Here is a 17,409-nt window from a genome sequence, read left to right as displayed (position 1 = left end):
CTCTCTACCAAGCTCAGCTACGCGACAAGCCCGGGAGGGCAGATCAATTCAGTCGGCGGTTATCTGCGAGATCTGACGCGCAGGACCGAGCGAGGAGAGCTCCCGCTCGGCCTGATGTTGATGGCGTTGATGAGGGCGAATGGTCAGCCGGAGCACGTCACGGGATGACACGACTGGCTGATCATTCGACTTCTGAGTTCGTGTCCTATCCGGCAGCTGCCGCCAGCCGCGTGCGGCTCGCAAACCCGATCAGGGTGGCGCCGAGCATGGCGGACAATCCGGCGAAGGCGAAAACCCCGGCCGGACCATGGCTTCCGACGATCAGGCCCCCGAACACCGCACCGCTCGAAATGGCGATCTGGAAGGTCGTCAGCGTCAATGCGCCGGCACTCTCCGGTTCATCGGATGCCGCCTGGGTGACGAAGCTCTGGACGCTGACGGGAAGCGCGCCAAAGGCAAAGCCCCAGAGCGTCGTGGCGACGGTGGCGACGACCGGCGAGGCGCCTGCAAAGCTCAGCACGAAGGCTGTGATGGCGATGCCAGCTGCCGCAAGCGTCATCGACAAGGCGGTGTTGCGCTCGGAAATAAAACCGCCAGCAAAGTTACCGAAGAAACCACCGATGCCGAAGGCCAGCAGAATTCCCGAAATGCCTTCGACGCCAAAATGCGGCACATTCTCCAGGAACGGGCGTATGAAGGTAAACCCGGCGAAGTGGCCGGCGACAACGAGCAGTATGGTCAAGAGCCCGATGCGGATGGCGGGGCGACGCAGGACGGTGGCCATCGTGCCGAGGTTGGCCGGACCGGTGGACGGCATGGCAGGCAGCGTGATCGCCTGTGTCAGAAGCGCAAGCACGCCGAGTATGGCCGTGATGACGAAGGCGAACCGCCATCCCATGATTTCGCCTATCCAGGCGCCAACAGGCGCTGCGCAGACCGTTGCGGCGGATACGCCGCCCATGATGATAGCCATCGCCCTCGGCATCAGCCGTTCAGGTACCAGCCGCATCGCCAGAGCCAGTGACATGGCCCAGAAACCGCCAAGGCCGATGCCAAGCAACGCGCGCGAGAAAAGCAACATGGGCAGCCCGCTGGAGAAGGCGGTGATGAGGCTGGACAGGATCAGCAGCGCGGTGAGCCCCAGAAGCGTATAGCGCCGATCGAAGCGGCTCGTGCCGACCACGATGGCAGGGCCGGCAATCGCGCCGACGACCGCTGTCATCGTTACCGATTGTCCGGCCGCGCCGATGCTGACGCCGAGGTCATGCGACATCGGCGTCAGCAGGCTGGCCGGCAGAAACTCCGCCGTGACCAGGCCGAACACGCCGAGCGAGAGAGAAATCACGCCCGCCCAGGCAGACTTGGTATGGCCGTCGTCGGCACGAAAGCCGGTTGTCTCTTGATTGCTATTCATCTGCTGTCTCCAAAACTGTTGAGAGAACGCTAGACGGGAAGCGGCGGTGTTTCTATGCTAAGAAATCCATAAGGCATGACTATTCGTCCAAATAGGGGCGCGCCGATGAACGATCCATTGACCGAGATGCTGCGGGGCTTACGCCTTGATGGCGTAGAATATGGCCGCTGCCAGCCTTCTGCCCCGTGGGCAACGGCGTACCCGACCCAGGTGGAAGCGCGGTTCCATTTCCTGGCCGCCGGTCACGCCTATCTGCAATCGCCCTCCGGTGAATGGACGGAAATGAACGCAGGTGATGCCGTCCTGTTGCCACGCGGCGATGCCCATGTTCTGGCAAGTGAACCGGGCGTGGCGCCCACGCCGGTGGAGTCCATGGCGCGAAAACGCCTCTGCGATGGCATCGTCGATCTGCAATGCGCCCGCCCCGACACCAGCAACCTCCTGTTTTTTGCGGTGATGCGGTTCAACGTCGACAAGCGGCATCCTCTCCTGGAACTGATGCCGGACGTGATGCGCACCAGCGATCTGGCGGCCAGCGAGCCGACAATCCCGCTCTTGCTCGATGCGATGATGCGGGAGGTGGATATGAACCGCGTCGGGGCAGGGGGTATTCTTTCCCGTCTGGCCGACGTGCTGACCGCCACGATCATCCGAACCTGGGTGGAACATGGCTGCGGCGACTCGACCGGCTGGTTAGCGGCCGTCCGAAACCCGGAAGTCGGCCGTGTTCTCGCGGCCATTCATCTCAATCCATCCCATGACTGGAGTGTCGGCGAACTCGCCCGCCACATGGGCGCCTCGCGATCCGGCTTCGCCCAGCGCTTTGCCACCGTTGTCGGTGAAACGCCCGCTCGGTACGTCGCCCGGATGCGCATGCACCAGGCCCACCAGTGGCTGGGGGAAGGCCAACGCGTCGCCGTAATTGCGGAACGCCTCGGATACGAGTCCGAGGCGTCCTTCAGCCGTGCCTTCAAACGTATCATCGGTGCGTCGCCGAGCCAGTTCCGCGAGCATCGGAAAGCAAATGGAGGCGCGCCCTAGAGGGAGGGCGATATGCACTGCTTGACGTCCGACGCTGAAAGACCGCGACGTTCCAATCAACTGATTGTCAGACGTGAGCGAGGATGCTCGACAGCGGATATGACGTCCCGTCTTGTTACTTCGTATGAGCGCAGTTGGTCGGTGACGATGCGCTTCGGCGTCTGGTCTTGCGGCGGGCTTGGGCGACCTCGTCGAGACCGTCCTGGTCGACGGCAGGCCAAAGCCAAGTTTTTGGCCGCTAATGGAAATCATGACCTCGTCCAGACGCCATGTATCCTCTCGCGACGGCTACTTCCTGCGCAACTGCTTCGCGTAAGCCACCCCGAATTTGCGACCCCATCGCGTACCGCTTCACGAGACACGACGATGTCGCGCTCCAACAGCATTTCCTCAATCAGCCATAGGCTTAAAGGGATCCGGAGATACAATCAGGCCGCACGGGTGATGATTCGCGGTGGAAAGCGGTAGTTCTGTAACTGATAGTCGGCGGATTCATCTCAGCCGCATTACTGCCCAACCACGAAGCTGCTGACAATGTGGCATCGCCTTATGACCACCATCCATGTCCCATCGTGCTTGAGTGCTTGGCGAATATGCATTGCCGCTGCCTTGGGATCACCCATGTCGTGCGGGCAATCGAAACAGGTGATCAGATCGAAATCGTGGCCGTTGAAGTCCTAGGCTCTCGCAACTTCAAGGTGCGCGTTTGTCAGGCCATGCGATCTGGCGTGCGCGATCGCAGCGGCGATCGAGTCCGGGTGAAAGTCATAGCCCGTGAACCGGGAGTACGGGAAGGCCTGTGCCATCAGGATCGTCGACAGTCCGTGCCCGCATCCGACGTCCGCGACGGTGGCTCCTGCCTTTAGCTTGTCGGCGATACCGTCCATCGCCGGAAGCCATTCTTGCACGAGGGTGTTGACGTAGCCTGGGCGGAACAGCCGTGCCACGACGCAGAATATGCCGCCGCCCTGGTCGCCCCAGGCAACGCCGCGACCCGTCTTGAAGGCCGAGCATCAGGAGCCCACCCAGCATCACCGCCGTCGTCGCCGAGCCCGGAATGCCGAGGGTGAGCAGCGGGATCATCGCGGCGTAGGAGTAGCGTTGTTGGCAGCTTCGGGCGCTGCGGCGCCCTGATGGCACCCTTGCCGAACCTTTCCGGGTTCTTGGACATGCGCTTGGAGCGGCGTAGGAGAGGATGGTGGAGGCGGTCGCGCCGGAACCGGGCAGGATGCCGACGGCAAAGTCGACGATCGAATCGACCAGCAGGTCCTCCCAGCACAGGATGATGTCGCTGAGGCGCGAGAAGAGCGAGCGGAAGGTGTATTTCGGCGCGGCGCGGTTTTCGACTTTCTCGCCCAACGCGCTGAACATTTGGCCAAGGCCGAAGACGCCGATGGCGACGACCGTGAACTCGATGCCATCAAGGAGGTTCGGGTTGTTGAGAGTGCAGCGCGGCGTGCCGGAAATGAGGTCGATGTCGACCACGCCGAGCCGGAGGCCGAGGGCGAGCAACGAGCTAGGACGCGTTCGAAATACACCTGATCGCTGCGGTGAAAAAACGCCGCGCACACGCTTGCGGCTATAGCTTCTCTACTTCACGATCCGTCTGGCTGTTCGATCCCGTGCTTTGGTGGTGCGATTCGTTTGTTGGAATGTAGGGGCATTAAGAGTCAGGTTCGTCATGGTAGCTTCAAAATGATACTCGCTATCCGAGCAGAAATGCAGCGATCGGTTGCTTTGCGATGTTCTCCGCTCGGACGAAGCCGGTGGAAGGCTGAGCGAAAACGGGACAGGCAATCCAGCCGGACTGCCAGGGTTCCTGAATGGGGATGATGTTGTGCGCGACATGCAATTCGGACCGTTCACACTAGCGCCTGCCCGCCGCGCGCTTCTGCGCGATGGCAGGCTCGTGCCGCTGGGCAGCCGGGCGGCCGATATCCTCATCTTTCTTGCCGCGCATGCGGGAGAACTGAAGACCAATGCGGAAATCGTCCGGCATGTCTGGCCGGACACGTTTGTCGAGGAGGCCAACCTTCGCGTCCATATTTCCGCGTTGCGCAAGGCGCTGGACGATATCCAGAAAGAACCGAAGTTCATCGCCAACGTGCCGGGTCGAGGCTATGCGTTCATTGCCGAGCTTGTGGCGCGGCCGACGGAGAATGCCGCGCCGGTTCCGGTTTTGGCCGGCGTCGCGGTCACGCCCCGCATTTTTGGCCGGGAGCATTCGATCATGGAGATCGCCGCGCAGCTTGCCCGGTCCCGGCTGCTCACCATCGTCGGGCCGGGTGGCATCGGCAAATCCACTGTTGCGCGGGCTGTGGCGGCGGGCGCGGAAAGCACGGTCTGGATCGACCTTTCGGATGTGGCGCAGCCCGGCCTCATCGCCACCTCGATTGCCACATCGCTCGGTATTTTGACGCGCAGCGACGATGTCGTGCGCGATATCGCCGTGCATCTTGCACAGCACGACATGTTGGTCGTGCTCGATGGCTGCGAGCAGGTGGTGGACGGGGTCGCTGTCATCGTCGAGGCAATCATGGCACGCGCGCCGGCACTGCGCGTCCTTGCGACCAGCCGCGAGCCGCTTCGGGCCGAAGGCGAGCGTGTGCACCGCTTACCGCCGCTTGATCTGCCTGCACAGACGGGTCTCGCCGAGGAGGCGATGCGTTCGCCGGCTGTGCAATTGTTCGTCGAGCGCGCCGATGCCTGTCTCGGCCGCTATGTGTTGACAGATGCGGATACGCCCCATGTCGCCAAAATCTGTGCGCAGCTCGACGGGATCGCATTGGCGATCGAGCTTGCGGCCGGACGACTGGAAACGATCAGCGTTCCAGCGCTAGCCGCTGCGCTGACGGATTGTTTTCGCCTGCTGACGCGCGGGCGGCGCACGGCGCTGCCGCGGCATCAGACGCTGCGGGCGACGCTCGACTGGAGCTACAATATCCTCAGCGAACGGGAGCGGATGGCGCTCGCCGAACTCTCGGTGTTGCGCGGCTGTTTCAGCGAGGCAGCGGGCGCGGCGGTGCTTTCCGGCGGGGAGGCGGGGGACGACCTTGCCTCGCTCGTTGCCAAGTCGCTGGTTGCTGCCGATACGCAGCCGGCCGGCACGCGTTACCGCCTGCTCGATACGACACGGCTCTATGCGGCGGAAAAGCTGGCCGCGGCAGGGAGTACCGATGCGTCGATGGGCCGACTTGCCGCCTGGCTGGCGGCGTGGCTGGTGCAAAACGAACAGCAACTCTATTCCGCTGCGATGGTCGAATGGCCGGAGGAATTTTCCGCGCATGTGCCAAGCCTGCGCGATGCGCTGGATTGGGCGTTTTCCGAGAGCGGCAATCCATCGCTCGGAGTGCGGCTGACGGTGGCGAGCCTGCCGCTCTTCTTCCGCCTGTCGCTGCTCGACGAGTGCCTGGCGGTCGTAACGCGTGCTATCGCCTATCTGGAGGCGCGGCCTGGCTTCGATGAGCGCAGCCGCATGAAGCTCAATGCCGCGCTCGGCTGGCCGCAGATGCGCGCCACGGACGCGCCGGAGCATGGCATTGCGGCTTGGTCAACGACGCTGCGTATTGCCGAGACGATCGGCGACACGGATCATCAGTTGCGAGCGATATGGGCCTTGTGGGTTGACGCCATCAATCGCGCCGAGCCGCGGATCGGCCTGCAATTTGCGGAAAGGTTCGCGGTGCTTGCCAAGATCTCCGTCGACCCCGCGGATGCGATCATCGGCCACCGCATGCACGGCGCCACGCTCCATTGGCTCGGCCGCCATGCTGAGGCACGGGATGAACTGCGGCAGATGCTGCGTGACTATACCGACCTTCGCGGCGGGCAACATTCCATACGCTTCCAGTTCGACCAGCACGTCACGGCCCGCATCGTCCTTGCCCGCGCCCTGTGGTTCCTCGGCCAGGAGGGCGCGGCGTTGCTGGAGGTGCAGGAGACCATCGACTACGCCAAGAGCATCCGGCACACGCTGTCGCTTTCCAATGTGCTGGCGGAGGCGGCCTGCCCGTTGGCACTCCTCTCAGGCCGGGACGACCTCGCCACCGGTTACATCGCGGAGCTTCGCGAACACACGCGGGCACTGTCGCTCGACGTCTGGCATGCCTATGCGGACTGCTTCGAGGCGGAGCGCCTGCTTCAGCGGGGCGAGACGCAAGCGTGCCTGCGCCAGCTTCGCCCCGCCATGGCGACGCTGCAAGGCGCTGGCTTCACCCTGTTCCAAACCTATTTCCAATCACTTGCCGCCGTCGCCCTCAGCCGGCAATGCCGGCATCCGGAGGCTTTTTCGACGATTGCGGCGGCGATCGACCATTGCCAAGCGAGCGGCGAGCGCTGGTGTCTGCCGGAGCTCCATCGGGTGCGTGCGGAGCTTTTGCTGGCGGAGGGACTGAAGGGTGCGGCTGGTGCGGCGTGGACGGACCTCGGCCTTGCCACGGCGGTGGCGGCGCAGGATGGCGCGCTCGGTTGGGCCCGCCGCATCGAGCGGGATTTGGGCTCGCTCGATGCGTGCAAGGTGTTGCCCGCAGCCGGGTAGGGCGCGGCGGTTAACACGGATTTACAACTCTCAACTCGTAGTTCTCGCCCAGAGCGATGATGATGCTGCGAGAACAGGAGTGAGAAAATGACAGAAATGCCCGCCGTCCCCCGCTTCCTGATCCTTATCGTCGAGGACGCGGAGGAGATGGAGGTCGGCCTTTCCTGGATCGCACCCGCCTACTACGCCTTCAAGGACGTGGGCGCCGAGATCGCCATTGCCACCCCCCTCGGCGGGCCGCCGATACTGGCGGGCGCGCGGGGCGAGGGCGGCGATGCGGTCGAACGCTTCCGGGCTGACAGGCAAGCCCGTGACGAACTCGCCGATACGCTCTCAGTCGACCAGATCGTCATCGAGGATTTCAACGGAGCCTTTTGCTTCGGCATGGCGGGCGGGATATGGTCGGACGGAGAGTATGGCCTTGCGCCGCTGGTACGTGCCTTTCTGGCCGCGGGAAAACCGGTCGCGCTCGTGCCTGGCCGGCATGTGCTTGTTACACCGGAGGGGGCGGGCAATGGCCTCCTGATCCTCGGCGAGAGTGCGCAATCGCCACTGCGCGCGGCACAGGCGCTCATCCGCGTCGTGCAGCAGTGTGGGTGACGAGCCCGTTTGCATCGATTTACGACGCTTAACTCGTGTTGCGGCCGGGCCTGCGTCAACCTGATGCCCGTCAACGAGACGCGGGAAAACCCGCACAGGAGGCAAGTCATGTATGAACGAGCCATCGCCTTTCCACTAGAGGCCACGCGCCGCGATCTTCTCCTTGGCGCTGCCGCCGGCCTTGCGGTGCTCGCCCTGCCGCTGGATGCCGCCGCCCAGGCATCAACCACCGAACCAAACGAAACGAAGGGAACCAACGCCATGCCTTTCATCAAGACTGCTGACGATGTCGAAATCTTCTACAAGGACTGGGGCCCGCGCGATGCGCAGCCCATCGTCTTCCATCACGGCTGGCCGCTTTCAGCTGACGACTGGGACAATCAGATGATGTACTTCCTCAACGAGGGTTTCCGCGTCATTGCCCACGATCGCCGCGGCCATGGTCGCTCGACGCAAACCGACACCGGCAACGAGATGGATACCTATGCCGCTGACGTCGCAGCGCTCACCGATGCGCTCGACCTGAAGGACGCCGTCCACGTCGGCCATTCGACGGGCGGCGGCGAAGTGGTGCATTATGTCGCCCGTGCGAAGAAGGGGCGGGTCGCCAAGGCGGTCATCATCGGCGCGGTGCCGCCGGTCATGGTGAAATCGGAAACGAATCCCGGGGGCTTGCCGATCGAGGTTTTTGACGGTTTTCGTGCTGCGCTCGTTGCCAACCGCGCGCAGTTCTTTCTGGATGTGCCGGCTGGTCCCTTTTACGGCTTCAACCGGCCTGGCGCAAAAGTCTCGCAAGGTCTGATCACCAACTGGTGGCGGCAGGGCATGATGGGCGGTGCAAAGGCCCATTACGATTGCATAAAAGCCTTTTCCGAGACCGATTTCACGGAGGATCTCAAGGCGATCGACCTGCCGGTCCTCGTCATGCATGGCGAGGACGACCAGATCGTGCCCTATGCGGATTCCGCCCCGCTTTCGGCAAAGTTGCTGAAGAACGGCACGCTGAAAACCTACAACGGCCTGCCGCACGGCATGTGCGCTACCCATCCTGAGATCGTCAATCCCGATCTCCTGGCCTTTATCAAGGGCTGACCCGCGCCTCCCCGGCAGCCCCGCGCGTCGCGGCCGTTCTCGGCCCGGCGCGCGCTTTTCCCTCTTCGAGACGATCATCAGAGGAGACCTGTGATGCCTATAGTCGAAGCAAAAACCATTCTTGCCACCCGCCGGCAGTTGCTTGCGGGCGCCGCTGCGGCCACTGCATTGCTTGCCCTGCCGCGCCAGGTACTTGCCGCGCCCTTTCATAAATTCAACCATGGCGCCTTCGATATTACGGTCGTCAGCGACGGCGTGCTGATGCTGCCGCCGGAAATCCTGCTGCCCGATGCCAATGCCGAAGAGCGGGCCGATTTCCTGAAACGGCTCGGCGGCGACGAGAAGGGCGCGGCGGTGCAGGCGAACATCCCGCTGATCCGCCATGGCGACGATCTCATCCTCGTCGACAACGGCTGCGGGCCGTATTTCCAGGCAAGCGCGGGGCGCCTTGCGGAAAACCTCGGGACACTGGGCGTCAAGCCGGAGGAGATCACCAAAATCGTCTTTACCCATGTACACCCCGACCATTCCGGCGGCACGACGACGCCCGACGGCAGGGTGCTTTTCCCGAATGCCCATTATTATGTCGGCGAGGCGGAAGCGGCATTCTGGACCGACCCGGCCTTCGAAACCCGCCAGCCATCCGGGCTGCACGGTTTCGCCAAGGGCGCGCAGCGGGATCTCGGCGCGGTCAAGGATCGCCTGACGCTGGTCAAGCCGGGCGACGAGATCGTGCCGAGCATGGCGGTCCTGCCAACACTCGGCCACACGCCCGGACATCTCTCCCTTGAGCTTGCCGGCGACGGCAACCTGCTCGTGACGGGCGATGCCTGCACCAGCGATACCATCTTCTTTGCACGGCCGGACTGGCATTTCGGTTTCGACACGGATGCGGAGACGGCCCTGAAAAGCCGGCAGATGCTGCTCGACCGGGCCGCCACGGAAAAGATCAAGATGCTGGGCTACCACTGGACCTATCCGGGCGTCGGCTATGCCGAGCGCGCCGGTGCTGCTTATCGCTTCGTGCCGGCCTGATGTGTTCTGCACGTGCCCGGCAATCGCGGGCGGCACTGCCTTCTCGCAATTGTCGAAACGCCTATCGCCTTGGCGAGAACATGGAGGGCGACCCGATTTCTGCAAAAAACAGCGGCGGTCGGCCGTCGTTTCGGAAGCGACGGTTTTTCAGGGCAAGGTTTGGAAACCGCGCTTTCTATCGTCCTTATCTATCTGTATTCACCAAGTAGGTGGCGTTTTGCTTGCCATGGCCGGTAATAGGTGTGCCTTGTTCCGACCAAGTCGAAATGCTGGAGTGATGTCATGGACACCGAGTGGCGGGTTGGAATTCTTTTCTCTCGCAGCGGCGTGACCGAAGTCACCGAGAGCGAGCATTTCTTCGGGACGGCGCTTGCGATCGAGGAGATCAATGCGGCCGGCGGTGTGCTCGGCAAGCCCATCGTCCCCGTCGCCTATGATCCGGGCGGAGATAATGCCGCCTACAGGGAACTGGCGCGCAAGCTTCTCACCGACGATGACGTGAACATCATTTTCGGCGGCTCCATGTCGGCAAGCCGCAAGGCCGTTCTCCCCATCGTTGAGCGGCACGACGGCCTTCTGTTCTATCCGTCCATGTATGAAGGCTTCGAATATTCGGAGAACGTGGTCTATACCGGGGCGACGCTAAATCAGAATACGTTCGCGCTTGCAGAATATCTGCTTCGCACCTACGGACCGCGCATTCTCTTCGTTGGCGCCGATTACATTTATCCGCGCGAATCCAACCGCGTCATGCGCGACGTGCTGGAGGCGAAAGGCGGCGAAATCGTCAGTGAGCGCTATATTCCGATAAATGCAACGGAGGATACGTTGCGCTCGGTCATTTCCGATATTCTGCGGCTGAAACCGGATGCGATCTTTTCCACGATCATCGGCCGATCCGCGCAGAAATTCTACCAGATGTATGCTGAGACCGGTATTGATCGTGCAAAGGTGCCCATCGCCAGCCTGACCATGGCGGAAACGGAAATTCGCGAGATCGGGGCGCATCTGTGCACCGGGCACATCCTCTCGGCAACCTACTTCCAGACGGTGGAGACGGCGGCCAACGATCGCTTCGTCAGCGCATTCAAGGCCCGGTTTGGTCCGGAGGTAACGACGAGCGTCTGGTCGCAGCCGGCCTATGTGCAGGTGCATCTCTTTGCTCGGGCTCTCGCCCGCGCCGGATCACTGGAGACCCACCGCATTTCCGAGGAAATTCTCGCAGAGGAGTTTCTAGCTCCGGAAGGGCGGTTGAGTTTCGATGCCGACACGCGTCATCTCTGGCTGCATCCACGCATCGGCGTTGCACGAGCCGACGGGCTGTTCGATATCGCCTGGCAGGCGCCAGGTCCGCTACGCCCCGATCCGTATCTGGCTGCCTCGCGGTTCGAAGACGTCTGGCTGGAGGCCTGAACATGGCAGGTCCCGGTAGGATCATGCAGGATCTGCGGCGCGCCAGGGTTCTCGTCGTTCACCCGAGAGACGAGGACGGGGACGCGCTGGTCGCCCATCTCAAACGGCTTGGCTGCGAGGTTCGGGCGACCTGGCCCTTGCCACCCGTCTTGCCGGCCGACGTCGATACGGTGTTCCTGCATATCGAGGATGTCCAAGTCGCGAACGCCTTGCATCTGGCCGACCAGCATCAGCCGGCGATCATTGCCATCGTCACCTATGAAAGCCCGACGTCGCTCCAGGCCATTATCGATCTCAATGCCCACGGCGTCATCAGCAAGCCGCTGAGGCCCCTTGGCATCCTCACCCAGTTTGCCCTGGCGCGGTACCGGCACAGCTACGAGAAGCGGCTGGCCGGCAAGGTCCAGAAGCTTGAGGACACTCTGAAGGGTCGTCGCCTCGTCGAAAGAGCCGTATCGGCGCTGCGAACCATCAATGGTCTCGATGAAGAATCCGCCTACAAATTGCTTCGTGATCAGGCAACGGCCAAGCGGATGCCAATGGCGGCGATCGCCGAATCCATCATTGCCGCTCACGAAACCATGAAGAGTCTCGGGCTACAGACAGCCGGACGAAACGACACCTGAGTCGAGCGGAAACACGCGCAGACATGTCGACTATAATCTTTTATTTACAATTAGTTAGTTGATTTGCGGAGCCTGCGAAGCCGTATTTCGACCGACCGTTTGTTCTGCATTTTTCCAGGCGGGAAAATACACGCTCGCCGTACTTGACGGCGAACTTCTCCTGTGAAAGTCTTGTGAGAACGAGCAAGATTGCTCAGCGGCAGGGCTGCCGCTTTTTACATGTTGGCTATGTAGCCTCTGGTTCACGGATTGATTTCCGTGCCAGGGGTTTTTTGCGTTTGGAGATAATTTTGGTTCCCAAGACCTCAACCCCGCGCCGCGTGACGATCGCAGCAATTCAATTCGAACCGGTCGTCGGCGATCGTGCCGGCAATCTTGCGGCGATCGAACGCTTGGTGACGCGCGCCGCGAGCGATGGTGCGGAGATTGTCGTCCTGCCGGAATTGGCTGACAGCGGATACAATTTCAACGATGCAGACGAAGTCGCAGAGATGGCGGGCGCGGTTCCGGGTGGAGAGAGCGCAGACGCCCTCTGCCGCCTTGCCATCGAGCAATCCATCCACCTCGTCAGCGGTGTCGCAGAGCGCGATGGCGACCGTTTTTACAACAGCGCGATGATATGCGGCCCGCAGGGGTTTATCGGCAAATACCGCAAACTGCACCTTTGGAACAACGAACATCGCTATTTTGAAAAAGGCGACCTCGGCTTGCCGGTCTTCGACCTGCCGTTCGGGCGCGTCGGCATTGCGATCTGCTACGATGGCTGGTTTCCGGAGACCTTTCGCAAACTCGCGCTCGCCGGTGCCGAGCTCGTCTGCGTTCCGACCAACTGGGTGCCGATGGCCTGCGCGGAAACCGTACCGGAGCCCATGGCAAATATCCTGCACAAGGCAGCAGCGCACAGCAACGGCCTGTTCATCGCCTGCGCCGACCGGATCGGCACGGAGCGGGGCCAGAATTTCATCGGACGCAGCCTGATCCTTGGGCCGCAGGGCTGGCCCATATCCGGCCCTGCAAGTGCCGACCGCGAGGAAATCCTTCTCGCGGACATCGATCTGTCGAGTGTTGCCGATACCCGGGCACTCAACAGTTTCAACCATCTGCTCGGTGATCGCCGGGCGGATGTCTACGGTTGATTCCAACCAACCAAGCCAAGAAAGGGGAACAAAATGAAAAATAAACTCATCACTTTAGCATTGGCATCAGCGGCATTTGCCACATCCGCCTTTGCAGAGGACCCGATCAAGATCGGCGTTCCTGTCGGTCTCTCGGGCGCCAACAGTGTTGTTGCGCCTTCGGTCGTCCAGGCGGCCGAACTCGCCGTCGAGGAAATTAATGCAAAGGGCGGCGTTCTCGGGCGCCAGTTGCAGCTGGAAATTGCCGACGACGCTTCCGGAGCGGCTGGTGCCCAGAAGGCTTTCGATGCGCTCGTCTTCCAGAAGGAGGTCAATGTCGTCATCTCGATGGAAACAAGCGCTGCGCGCAATGCGGGCCTGCCCATCATCAGCAAGGGTGACGTTCCCTACATCTACACTTCGTTCTACGAGGGAAAGTCGTGTAACGCCAATCTCTTCGTCAATGGCTGGGTGCCGGAACAGCAGGTTCCGCCGGTCGTCGACAACTTCATCAACAAGCAGGGCGCGAAGAAGTTCTTCCTGATCGGCTCCGACTACGCGTTCGGCCGCGGAATGCTCACGTTTGCCAAGGACTACATCACCAAATCCGGTGCTGAAGTCGTTGGCGAGGAATATCTGCCGATAGACGGAAGCGACTGGACGGCCGTTATTTCAAAGGCCAAGTCATCCGGTGCGGATGCAATCATTACATCGACCGCCGGCGGCGCGCCGAACGTGACCTTGACCAAGCAATTGCGGTCATCCGGCGTCGAGCTACCCTACGGCAATCTCGCGGTCGATGAAGGGACCGCCAAAAGCATGGGAGCCGAAGCCAAGGACATCTTCCTGTCCGCGTCCTATGTCACCGCCATCGAAAGCCCCGAAAACAAGGCATTCCTGGCTGCGATGGAGGCGAAGTTCGGCAAGGAACTGCGCACGCCCAACGACCTTTCCGTGCCGCAGTACGAGGCGATCTATCTCTACAAGGCAGCCGTCGAGAAAGCCGGCTCAATTGATACGGAAGCTGTTATCGAGGCCTTACCGGTCGTTTCCTTCAAGGGACCGCGCGGCGAGGTTTCGATGAGCAAGCAGCATCATGCGCCGCTGACGATGTATCTCGGCCAGGTGAAGGACGACGGAAGCGTCGTCGTCGTCGACAGCTTCAAAGATGTCGATCCAGGGGATCAGTGCCCTAACCTGTAATTCTCGTGCGGGGTGGGGCGAAAGCTCCGCCTCCAGCATCGGATTTTTTCGACATGACACTTGTTCTCGATATCGTCAGTACCGCGGCTATCCTGTTCATCGTTGCCGCCGGGCTGCTCGCGATCTTCGGCGTGCTGAAGATCATCAACTTCGCCCATGGCGCTTGGCTGACGATCGGCGCCTATTGCGCCGTCGTCGTTGCCGGTCTTGGCCTCAATCCATGGCTCGCGCTTCCGCTTGCCTTCATTGTCGGCGCGGCTTTCGGTGGCCTGACCGAGCATTTCATCGTGCGGCCGCTCTACCGTCGCCCGTTGGACGCCATTCTTGCGACCTGGGGTCTCGGCATCGTCATCGGGCAGTTGATCACCTTGTGGTTCGGCCGTGATGTCCAGTTCACCCCGCCGCTGCTGCCGGGCGCGCTCACCTTCCTCGACGTCAGCTACTCGCTTTATCGCCTTTTTGCGATTGTCGCCGCCCTTGCGCTCGGTTTCGGCTTTGCCTTCCTGCTGGACGGCACGCGCCTCGGCCTTTCGGCGAGAGCCGTGATCATGAACGAGACGCTGGCGCGGGCGCTTGGCATCGATACCGAGAAGGTCCGGCTTGCGACCTTCATGATCGGAACCGGTCTTGCCGCATTGGCCGGCGCGCTTCTGGCGCCGCTGACCAGCGTCGATCCCAACATGGGCGTCGCATGGCTCACCGGAGCGTTCATGCTGGTCATGGTCGCCGGTTCGTCCTTCGGCGCACTGGCTGCGGCCTGCCTCGTCTTCGGGGCTGCCCAGGTTCTCGTCAGCATCTATCTCAGCCCGGTTCTCGGCGGCATGGCCGTAGCCGTTCTTTGCGCTGTCACGTTGCGCATCCGACCGAAAGGATTCGCCCGTGCCTAACAGACATAACCTCCGCCTTGTTCTCCTTGTCGTGCTGGCGATCGTCGGCATCCTGCTCGTCGTGTTCGGGCCGATGTTCCTCGGCCGGTTCAGCCTCAACGTACTGACGCGCTCGATGATCTATGCGATGCTCGCCATCACCGTCGATCTCCTCTGGGGCTACACCGGCGTGCTGACCTTCGGGCAGGCGGCGTTCTTCGGGGTCGGCGCCTATGCGACGGCGATGGTGCTGACGCATCTTGGTTCGAGCCCCGCCTTCTTCGTGGTGGCGCTGGTCGCGGCTTTGGTCGTTCCGCTGCTGCTTGGGCTGGCCGTCGGCTGGTTGTCCTTCTACTACGGATCGACACCACTCTATGCCACCGTGATCTCGCTCGTTGTACCAATCGTCGTCACGCAGGCGGTCTTCTCCGGCGGCGTCTGGACAGGCTCCTCGAGCGGGCTCGTCGGCTACGAAACGCTACCTTTCGGTCTCGCCGGCTACTTTCGTCTGGCAGGCATCTGCCTCGTCATCGTTGCGGCACTCGCGATCCTCTTCGTGCGTTCCGATGCCGGCCGTCTCCTCGCGGCCGTGCGCGACAACGAAGCCCGCGTCGCATATCTCGGTATGAACCCGGCAAAGCTGAAGATCGCCTTGACTGCCGTGCTTGCTGGCGTCTGCGGACTGGCCGGCTTTCTCTATGCCAATGCGTCGGGCGTCGTCGCACCGGAGAACACCGGTTTCGTTTTCGGAACGGAACTGGTCGTCTGGACGGCACTCGGCGGTCGCGGCACGATCATTGGCCCGATGTTCGGCGCCATCGGCATCGACTACCTTAGCGCCAACCTGTCCGGTGACCTGCCGTACCTTTGGCAATTGATCGTCGGTGGGCTTTTCGTCGTGATGATCATCCTTCTGCCGGGTGGTCTGGCCTCGCTGGTCACTCGGTTGCTGAAGCCGGGCGGCACAGGGACCAAGCTGACGCCGATCCCGATGCGACCCTTCGCCGGCAAGGACGAGGGCAGTCTCCTGTCGATCCGCAATCTCGGGAAGTCCTATGGCGCCCTGTCGGTGCTGAAGGGTATCGACCTGGAAGTTCGCTCTGGCGAGCTTATAAGCCTCGTCGGCCCGAATGGTGCCGGCAAGACGACGATGATGCGTTGCCTGTCCGATGGCAGGGAGCGGGTCGAGGGCGAAGTCGACATTCTCGGCAGGAACATCGCCGGTCACACGCCGGAGAAGATTGTCGCCCTCGGGGTCGGACGAAAGTTCCAGGTTGCCAGCATTTTCGACAGCATGACGATCGGTGAATGCCTGAAGATGGCGCGGTTCAGCCATCAGACGCCGAGCTTGGTCCACTCCGCTACCGAGATCGCAATGCCGGCGCCGGCTGTCGATATCCTTGAACTGACCGGCATGGCCGCCATGCTCGACAAACCTGTGTCCCTGCTTTCTCATGGCCAGCGGCAGGCATTGGAACTTGCAATGGTGGTGGCGCTGCAGCCACGCGTCATCCTTCTCGACGAGCCGACTGCGGGTCTGACCAAGACAGAGCGGATGACGATCGGCACCATCCTGAAAAAACTGACGGACGAGATGGGGTTTGCCGCGATCCTGGTCGAACACGATCTCGACTTCGTGCGTGAGATATCGAGCCGCATCGTTGTTCTCCACCAAGGCAAGCTCGTTCTCGACGGAACCGTCGAGGAGGTGGTGAACTCCGAAACGGTCCGTACGATCTACTCAGGAGGCGCCCATGTCTGAGGCCGCAAAACTCGAACTCGTCGGCGTGTCGAGTGGCTACGGCATCAACGATGTCGTCAACGATGTGTCTCTTTCCATCCCGTCCGGTGAAATCTTCGCGCTGCTCGGCAAGAATGGCATGGGCAAGACGACGCTGCTCAAGACGATCCTAGGTTTCCTGGGCCTGAGTGGTGGGACCATCAAAGTCGATGGCTCGATCATTTCGGGAAGGAAGCCGGCTCAACTGATCGCATCGGGCATCGGCTATGCTCCACAGGAGCTGCCACTTTTCCAGGATCTTGCCATCCGCGACAATCTTCGTCTCGCCTTGAAAAGTGACAGGCTTCTGCCCGATGCGCTGGATCGGGTCTACGCCTACTTCCCGTTTCTCAAGGATCGCCTTGCCCAGAAGGCCGGCACGCTTTCCGGCGGCGAACAGAAAATGCTCATCCTGGCGCGCGCCCTCATGTTGCGTCCGAGGTTGCTTCTGATCGACGAGATCTCCGAGGGCCTGCAGCCGTCCGTCGTCCAGAATATCGCAAGGGCGCTGAAGGAAGACCGTGAGGGGTGGGGCACCACCGTGCTTCTCGTCGAGCAGAACCTGGATTTCGCGCTTTCGGTCGCAGACCGGTGGGGGATCCTCAAGCTCGGCGCTATCCAGGAGGTCAGTGCGAACGGTCCTAGTAGTGCAGGCCGCGTCATGCAGCATCTGAAGATCTAGGCGGC

The 17,409-nt window shown here is 61.8% G+C and carries 13 protein-coding genes and 4 pseudogenes; 13 read left to right on the top strand and 4 right to left on the bottom strand.

Annotation, left to right across the window (positions count from 1 at the left end):
* Nucleotides 1-33: 33 nt before the first annotated feature.
* A pseudogene (gene repC, locus BSY16_RS31805) lies at nt 34-168 on the top strand (replication initiation protein RepC); the annotation flags it as partial.
* 37 nt (nt 169-205) lie between these two features.
* Here the strand turns inward: repC and BSY16_RS30630 are convergent.
* Nucleotides 206-1,414 carry an MFS transporter gene (locus BSY16_RS30630; RefSeq protein ID WP_069063495.1) on the bottom strand — a complete coding sequence of 403 codons (1,209 nt, stop codon included), beginning with the start codon at nt 1,412-1,414 and terminating at the stop codon, nt 206-208.
* 105 nt (nt 1,415-1,519) lie between these two features.
* On the opposite strand from BSY16_RS30630, the gene BSY16_RS30625 reads away from it, so the two are divergent.
* Nucleotides 1,520-2,455: an AraC family transcriptional regulator gene (locus BSY16_RS30625; protein WP_069063494.1), complete on the top strand. Its 936-nt coding sequence runs from the start codon at nt 1,520-1,522 to the stop codon at nt 2,453-2,455.
* An 83-nt stretch (nt 2,456-2,538) separates the two neighbouring features.
* Here BSY16_RS30625 and BSY16_RS33025 read toward each other — a convergent pair.
* The 3 pseudogenes from BSY16_RS33025 to BSY16_RS33020 form a co-directional block, all read right to left on the bottom strand.
* Nucleotides 2,539-2,998 (bottom strand): annotated as a pseudogene (locus BSY16_RS33025) (DDE-type integrase/transposase/recombinase); the annotation flags it as partial.
* Nucleotides 2,999-3,006: 8 nt separating this feature from the next.
* Nucleotides 3,007-3,465, bottom strand: a pseudogene (locus BSY16_RS30620) (class I SAM-dependent methyltransferase); the annotation flags it as partial.
* A 40-nt stretch (nt 3,466-3,505) separates the two neighbouring features.
* Nucleotides 3,506-3,940, bottom strand: a pseudogene (locus BSY16_RS33020) (tripartite tricarboxylate transporter permease); the annotation flags it as partial.
* Between the two features lie 361 nt (nt 3,941-4,301).
* On the opposite strand from BSY16_RS33020, the gene BSY16_RS30615 reads away from it, so the two are divergent.
* From BSY16_RS30615 to BSY16_RS30565, 11 genes are all read left to right on the top strand, one after another.
* Entirely contained in the window at nt 4,302-6,992 is a 2,691-nt protein-coding gene (locus tag BSY16_RS30615) for an ATP-binding protein (RefSeq protein WP_069063812.1), read from the top strand.
* A gap of 87 nt (nt 6,993-7,079) precedes the next feature.
* Nucleotides 7,080-7,592, top strand: a complete 513-nt coding sequence (locus BSY16_RS30610; RefSeq protein ID WP_286157294.1) for a type 1 glutamine amidotransferase family protein — start codon at nt 7,080-7,082, stop codon at nt 7,590-7,592.
* Between the two features lie 261 nt (nt 7,593-7,853).
* Nucleotides 7,854-8,684 (top strand): alpha/beta fold hydrolase, encoded by an 831-nt coding sequence (locus BSY16_RS30605; protein ID WP_069063811.1) that lies wholly within the window; start codon nt 7,854-7,856, stop codon nt 8,682-8,684.
* Between the two features lie 99 nt (nt 8,685-8,783).
* Nucleotides 8,784-9,719 carry an MBL fold metallo-hydrolase gene (locus BSY16_RS30600; protein WP_069063810.1) on the top strand — a complete coding sequence of 312 codons (936 nt, stop codon included), beginning with the start codon at nt 8,784-8,786 and terminating at the stop codon, nt 9,717-9,719.
* 282 nt (nt 9,720-10,001) lie between these two features.
* The gene (locus BSY16_RS30595; RefSeq protein WP_069063492.1) at nt 10,002-11,132 is read left to right on the top strand and encodes a transporter substrate-binding domain-containing protein; all 1,131 of its coding nucleotides are present in this window, start codon (nt 10,002-10,004) and stop codon (nt 11,130-11,132) included.
* Nucleotides 11,133-11,134: 2 nt separating this feature from the next.
* Nucleotides 11,135-11,758: an ANTAR domain-containing response regulator gene (locus BSY16_RS30590; RefSeq protein WP_069063491.1), complete on the top strand. Its 624-nt coding sequence runs from the start codon at nt 11,135-11,137 to the stop codon at nt 11,756-11,758.
* A gap of 290 nt (nt 11,759-12,048) precedes the next feature.
* Complete coding sequence (locus BSY16_RS30585; RefSeq protein WP_069063490.1) at nt 12,049-12,894, top strand: nitrilase family protein; 846 nt, start codon at nt 12,049-12,051, stop codon at nt 12,892-12,894.
* 33 nt (nt 12,895-12,927) lie between these two features.
* Nucleotides 12,928-14,076, top strand: a complete 1,149-nt coding sequence (locus BSY16_RS30580) for a substrate-binding protein (RefSeq protein WP_069063489.1) — start codon at nt 12,928-12,930, stop codon at nt 14,074-14,076.
* 53 nt (nt 14,077-14,129) lie between these two features.
* Nucleotides 14,130-14,963 carry a branched-chain amino acid ABC transporter permease gene (locus BSY16_RS30575; RefSeq protein ID WP_069063488.1) on the top strand — a complete coding sequence of 278 codons (834 nt, stop codon included), beginning with the start codon at nt 14,130-14,132 and terminating at the stop codon, nt 14,961-14,963.
* Nucleotides 14,956-16,704, top strand: a complete 1,749-nt coding sequence (locus BSY16_RS30570; protein WP_069063487.1) for a branched-chain amino acid ABC transporter ATP-binding protein/permease — start codon at nt 14,956-14,958, stop codon at nt 16,702-16,704. The genes BSY16_RS30575 and BSY16_RS30570 overlap by 8 nt, the downstream gene beginning before the upstream one ends.
* The gene (locus tag BSY16_RS30565) at nt 16,697-17,404 is read left to right on the top strand and encodes an ABC transporter ATP-binding protein (protein ID WP_069063486.1); all 708 of its coding nucleotides are present in this window, start codon (nt 16,697-16,699) and stop codon (nt 17,402-17,404) included. Before BSY16_RS30570 ends, BSY16_RS30565 begins: the two co-directional genes overlap by 8 nt.
* The last annotated feature ends 5 nt before the right edge of the window (nt 17,405-17,409 follow it).

The organism is Sinorhizobium sp. RAC02 (assembly GCF_001713395.1).
Lineage (GTDB): Bacteria > Pseudomonadota > Alphaproteobacteria > Rhizobiales > Rhizobiaceae > Shinella.
The sequence above is the reverse complement of the archived record's forward strand: the minus strand, read 5'-3'. Positions and strand labels throughout refer to the sequence as shown.

Excerpts from the sequence above, each read along its gene's own strand:
- BSY16_RS30630 (WP_069063495.1), bottom strand. The coding sequence starts at position 1,414 with ATGAATAGCAATCAAGAGACAACCGGCTTTCGTGCCGACGACGGCCAT.
- BSY16_RS30565 (WP_069063486.1), top strand. The coding sequence starts at position 16,697 with ATGTCTGAGGCCGCAAAACTCGAACTCGTCGGCGTGTCGAGTGGCTAC.
- BSY16_RS30610 (WP_286157294.1), top strand. The coding sequence starts at position 7,080 with ATGACAGAAATGCCCGCCGTCCCCCGCTTCCTGATCCTTATCGTCGAG.
- BSY16_RS30590 (WP_069063491.1), top strand. The coding sequence starts at position 11,135 with ATGGCAGGTCCCGGTAGGATCATGCAGGATCTGCGGCGCGCCAGGGTT.
- BSY16_RS30615 (WP_069063812.1), top strand. The coding sequence starts at position 4,302 with ATGCAATTCGGACCGTTCACACTAGCGCCTGCCCGCCGCGCGCTTCTG.
- BSY16_RS30595 (WP_069063492.1), top strand. The coding sequence starts at position 10,002 with ATGGACACCGAGTGGCGGGTTGGAATTCTTTTCTCTCGCAGCGGCGTG.
- BSY16_RS30575 (WP_069063488.1), top strand. The coding sequence starts at position 14,130 with ATGACACTTGTTCTCGATATCGTCAGTACCGCGGCTATCCTGTTCATC.
- BSY16_RS30580 (WP_069063489.1), top strand. The coding sequence starts at position 12,928 with ATGAAAAATAAACTCATCACTTTAGCATTGGCATCAGCGGCATTTGCC.
- BSY16_RS30625 (WP_069063494.1), top strand. The coding sequence starts at position 1,520 with ATGAACGATCCATTGACCGAGATGCTGCGGGGCTTACGCCTTGATGGC.
- BSY16_RS30605 (WP_069063811.1), top strand. The coding sequence starts at position 7,854 with ATGCCTTTCATCAAGACTGCTGACGATGTCGAAATCTTCTACAAGGAC.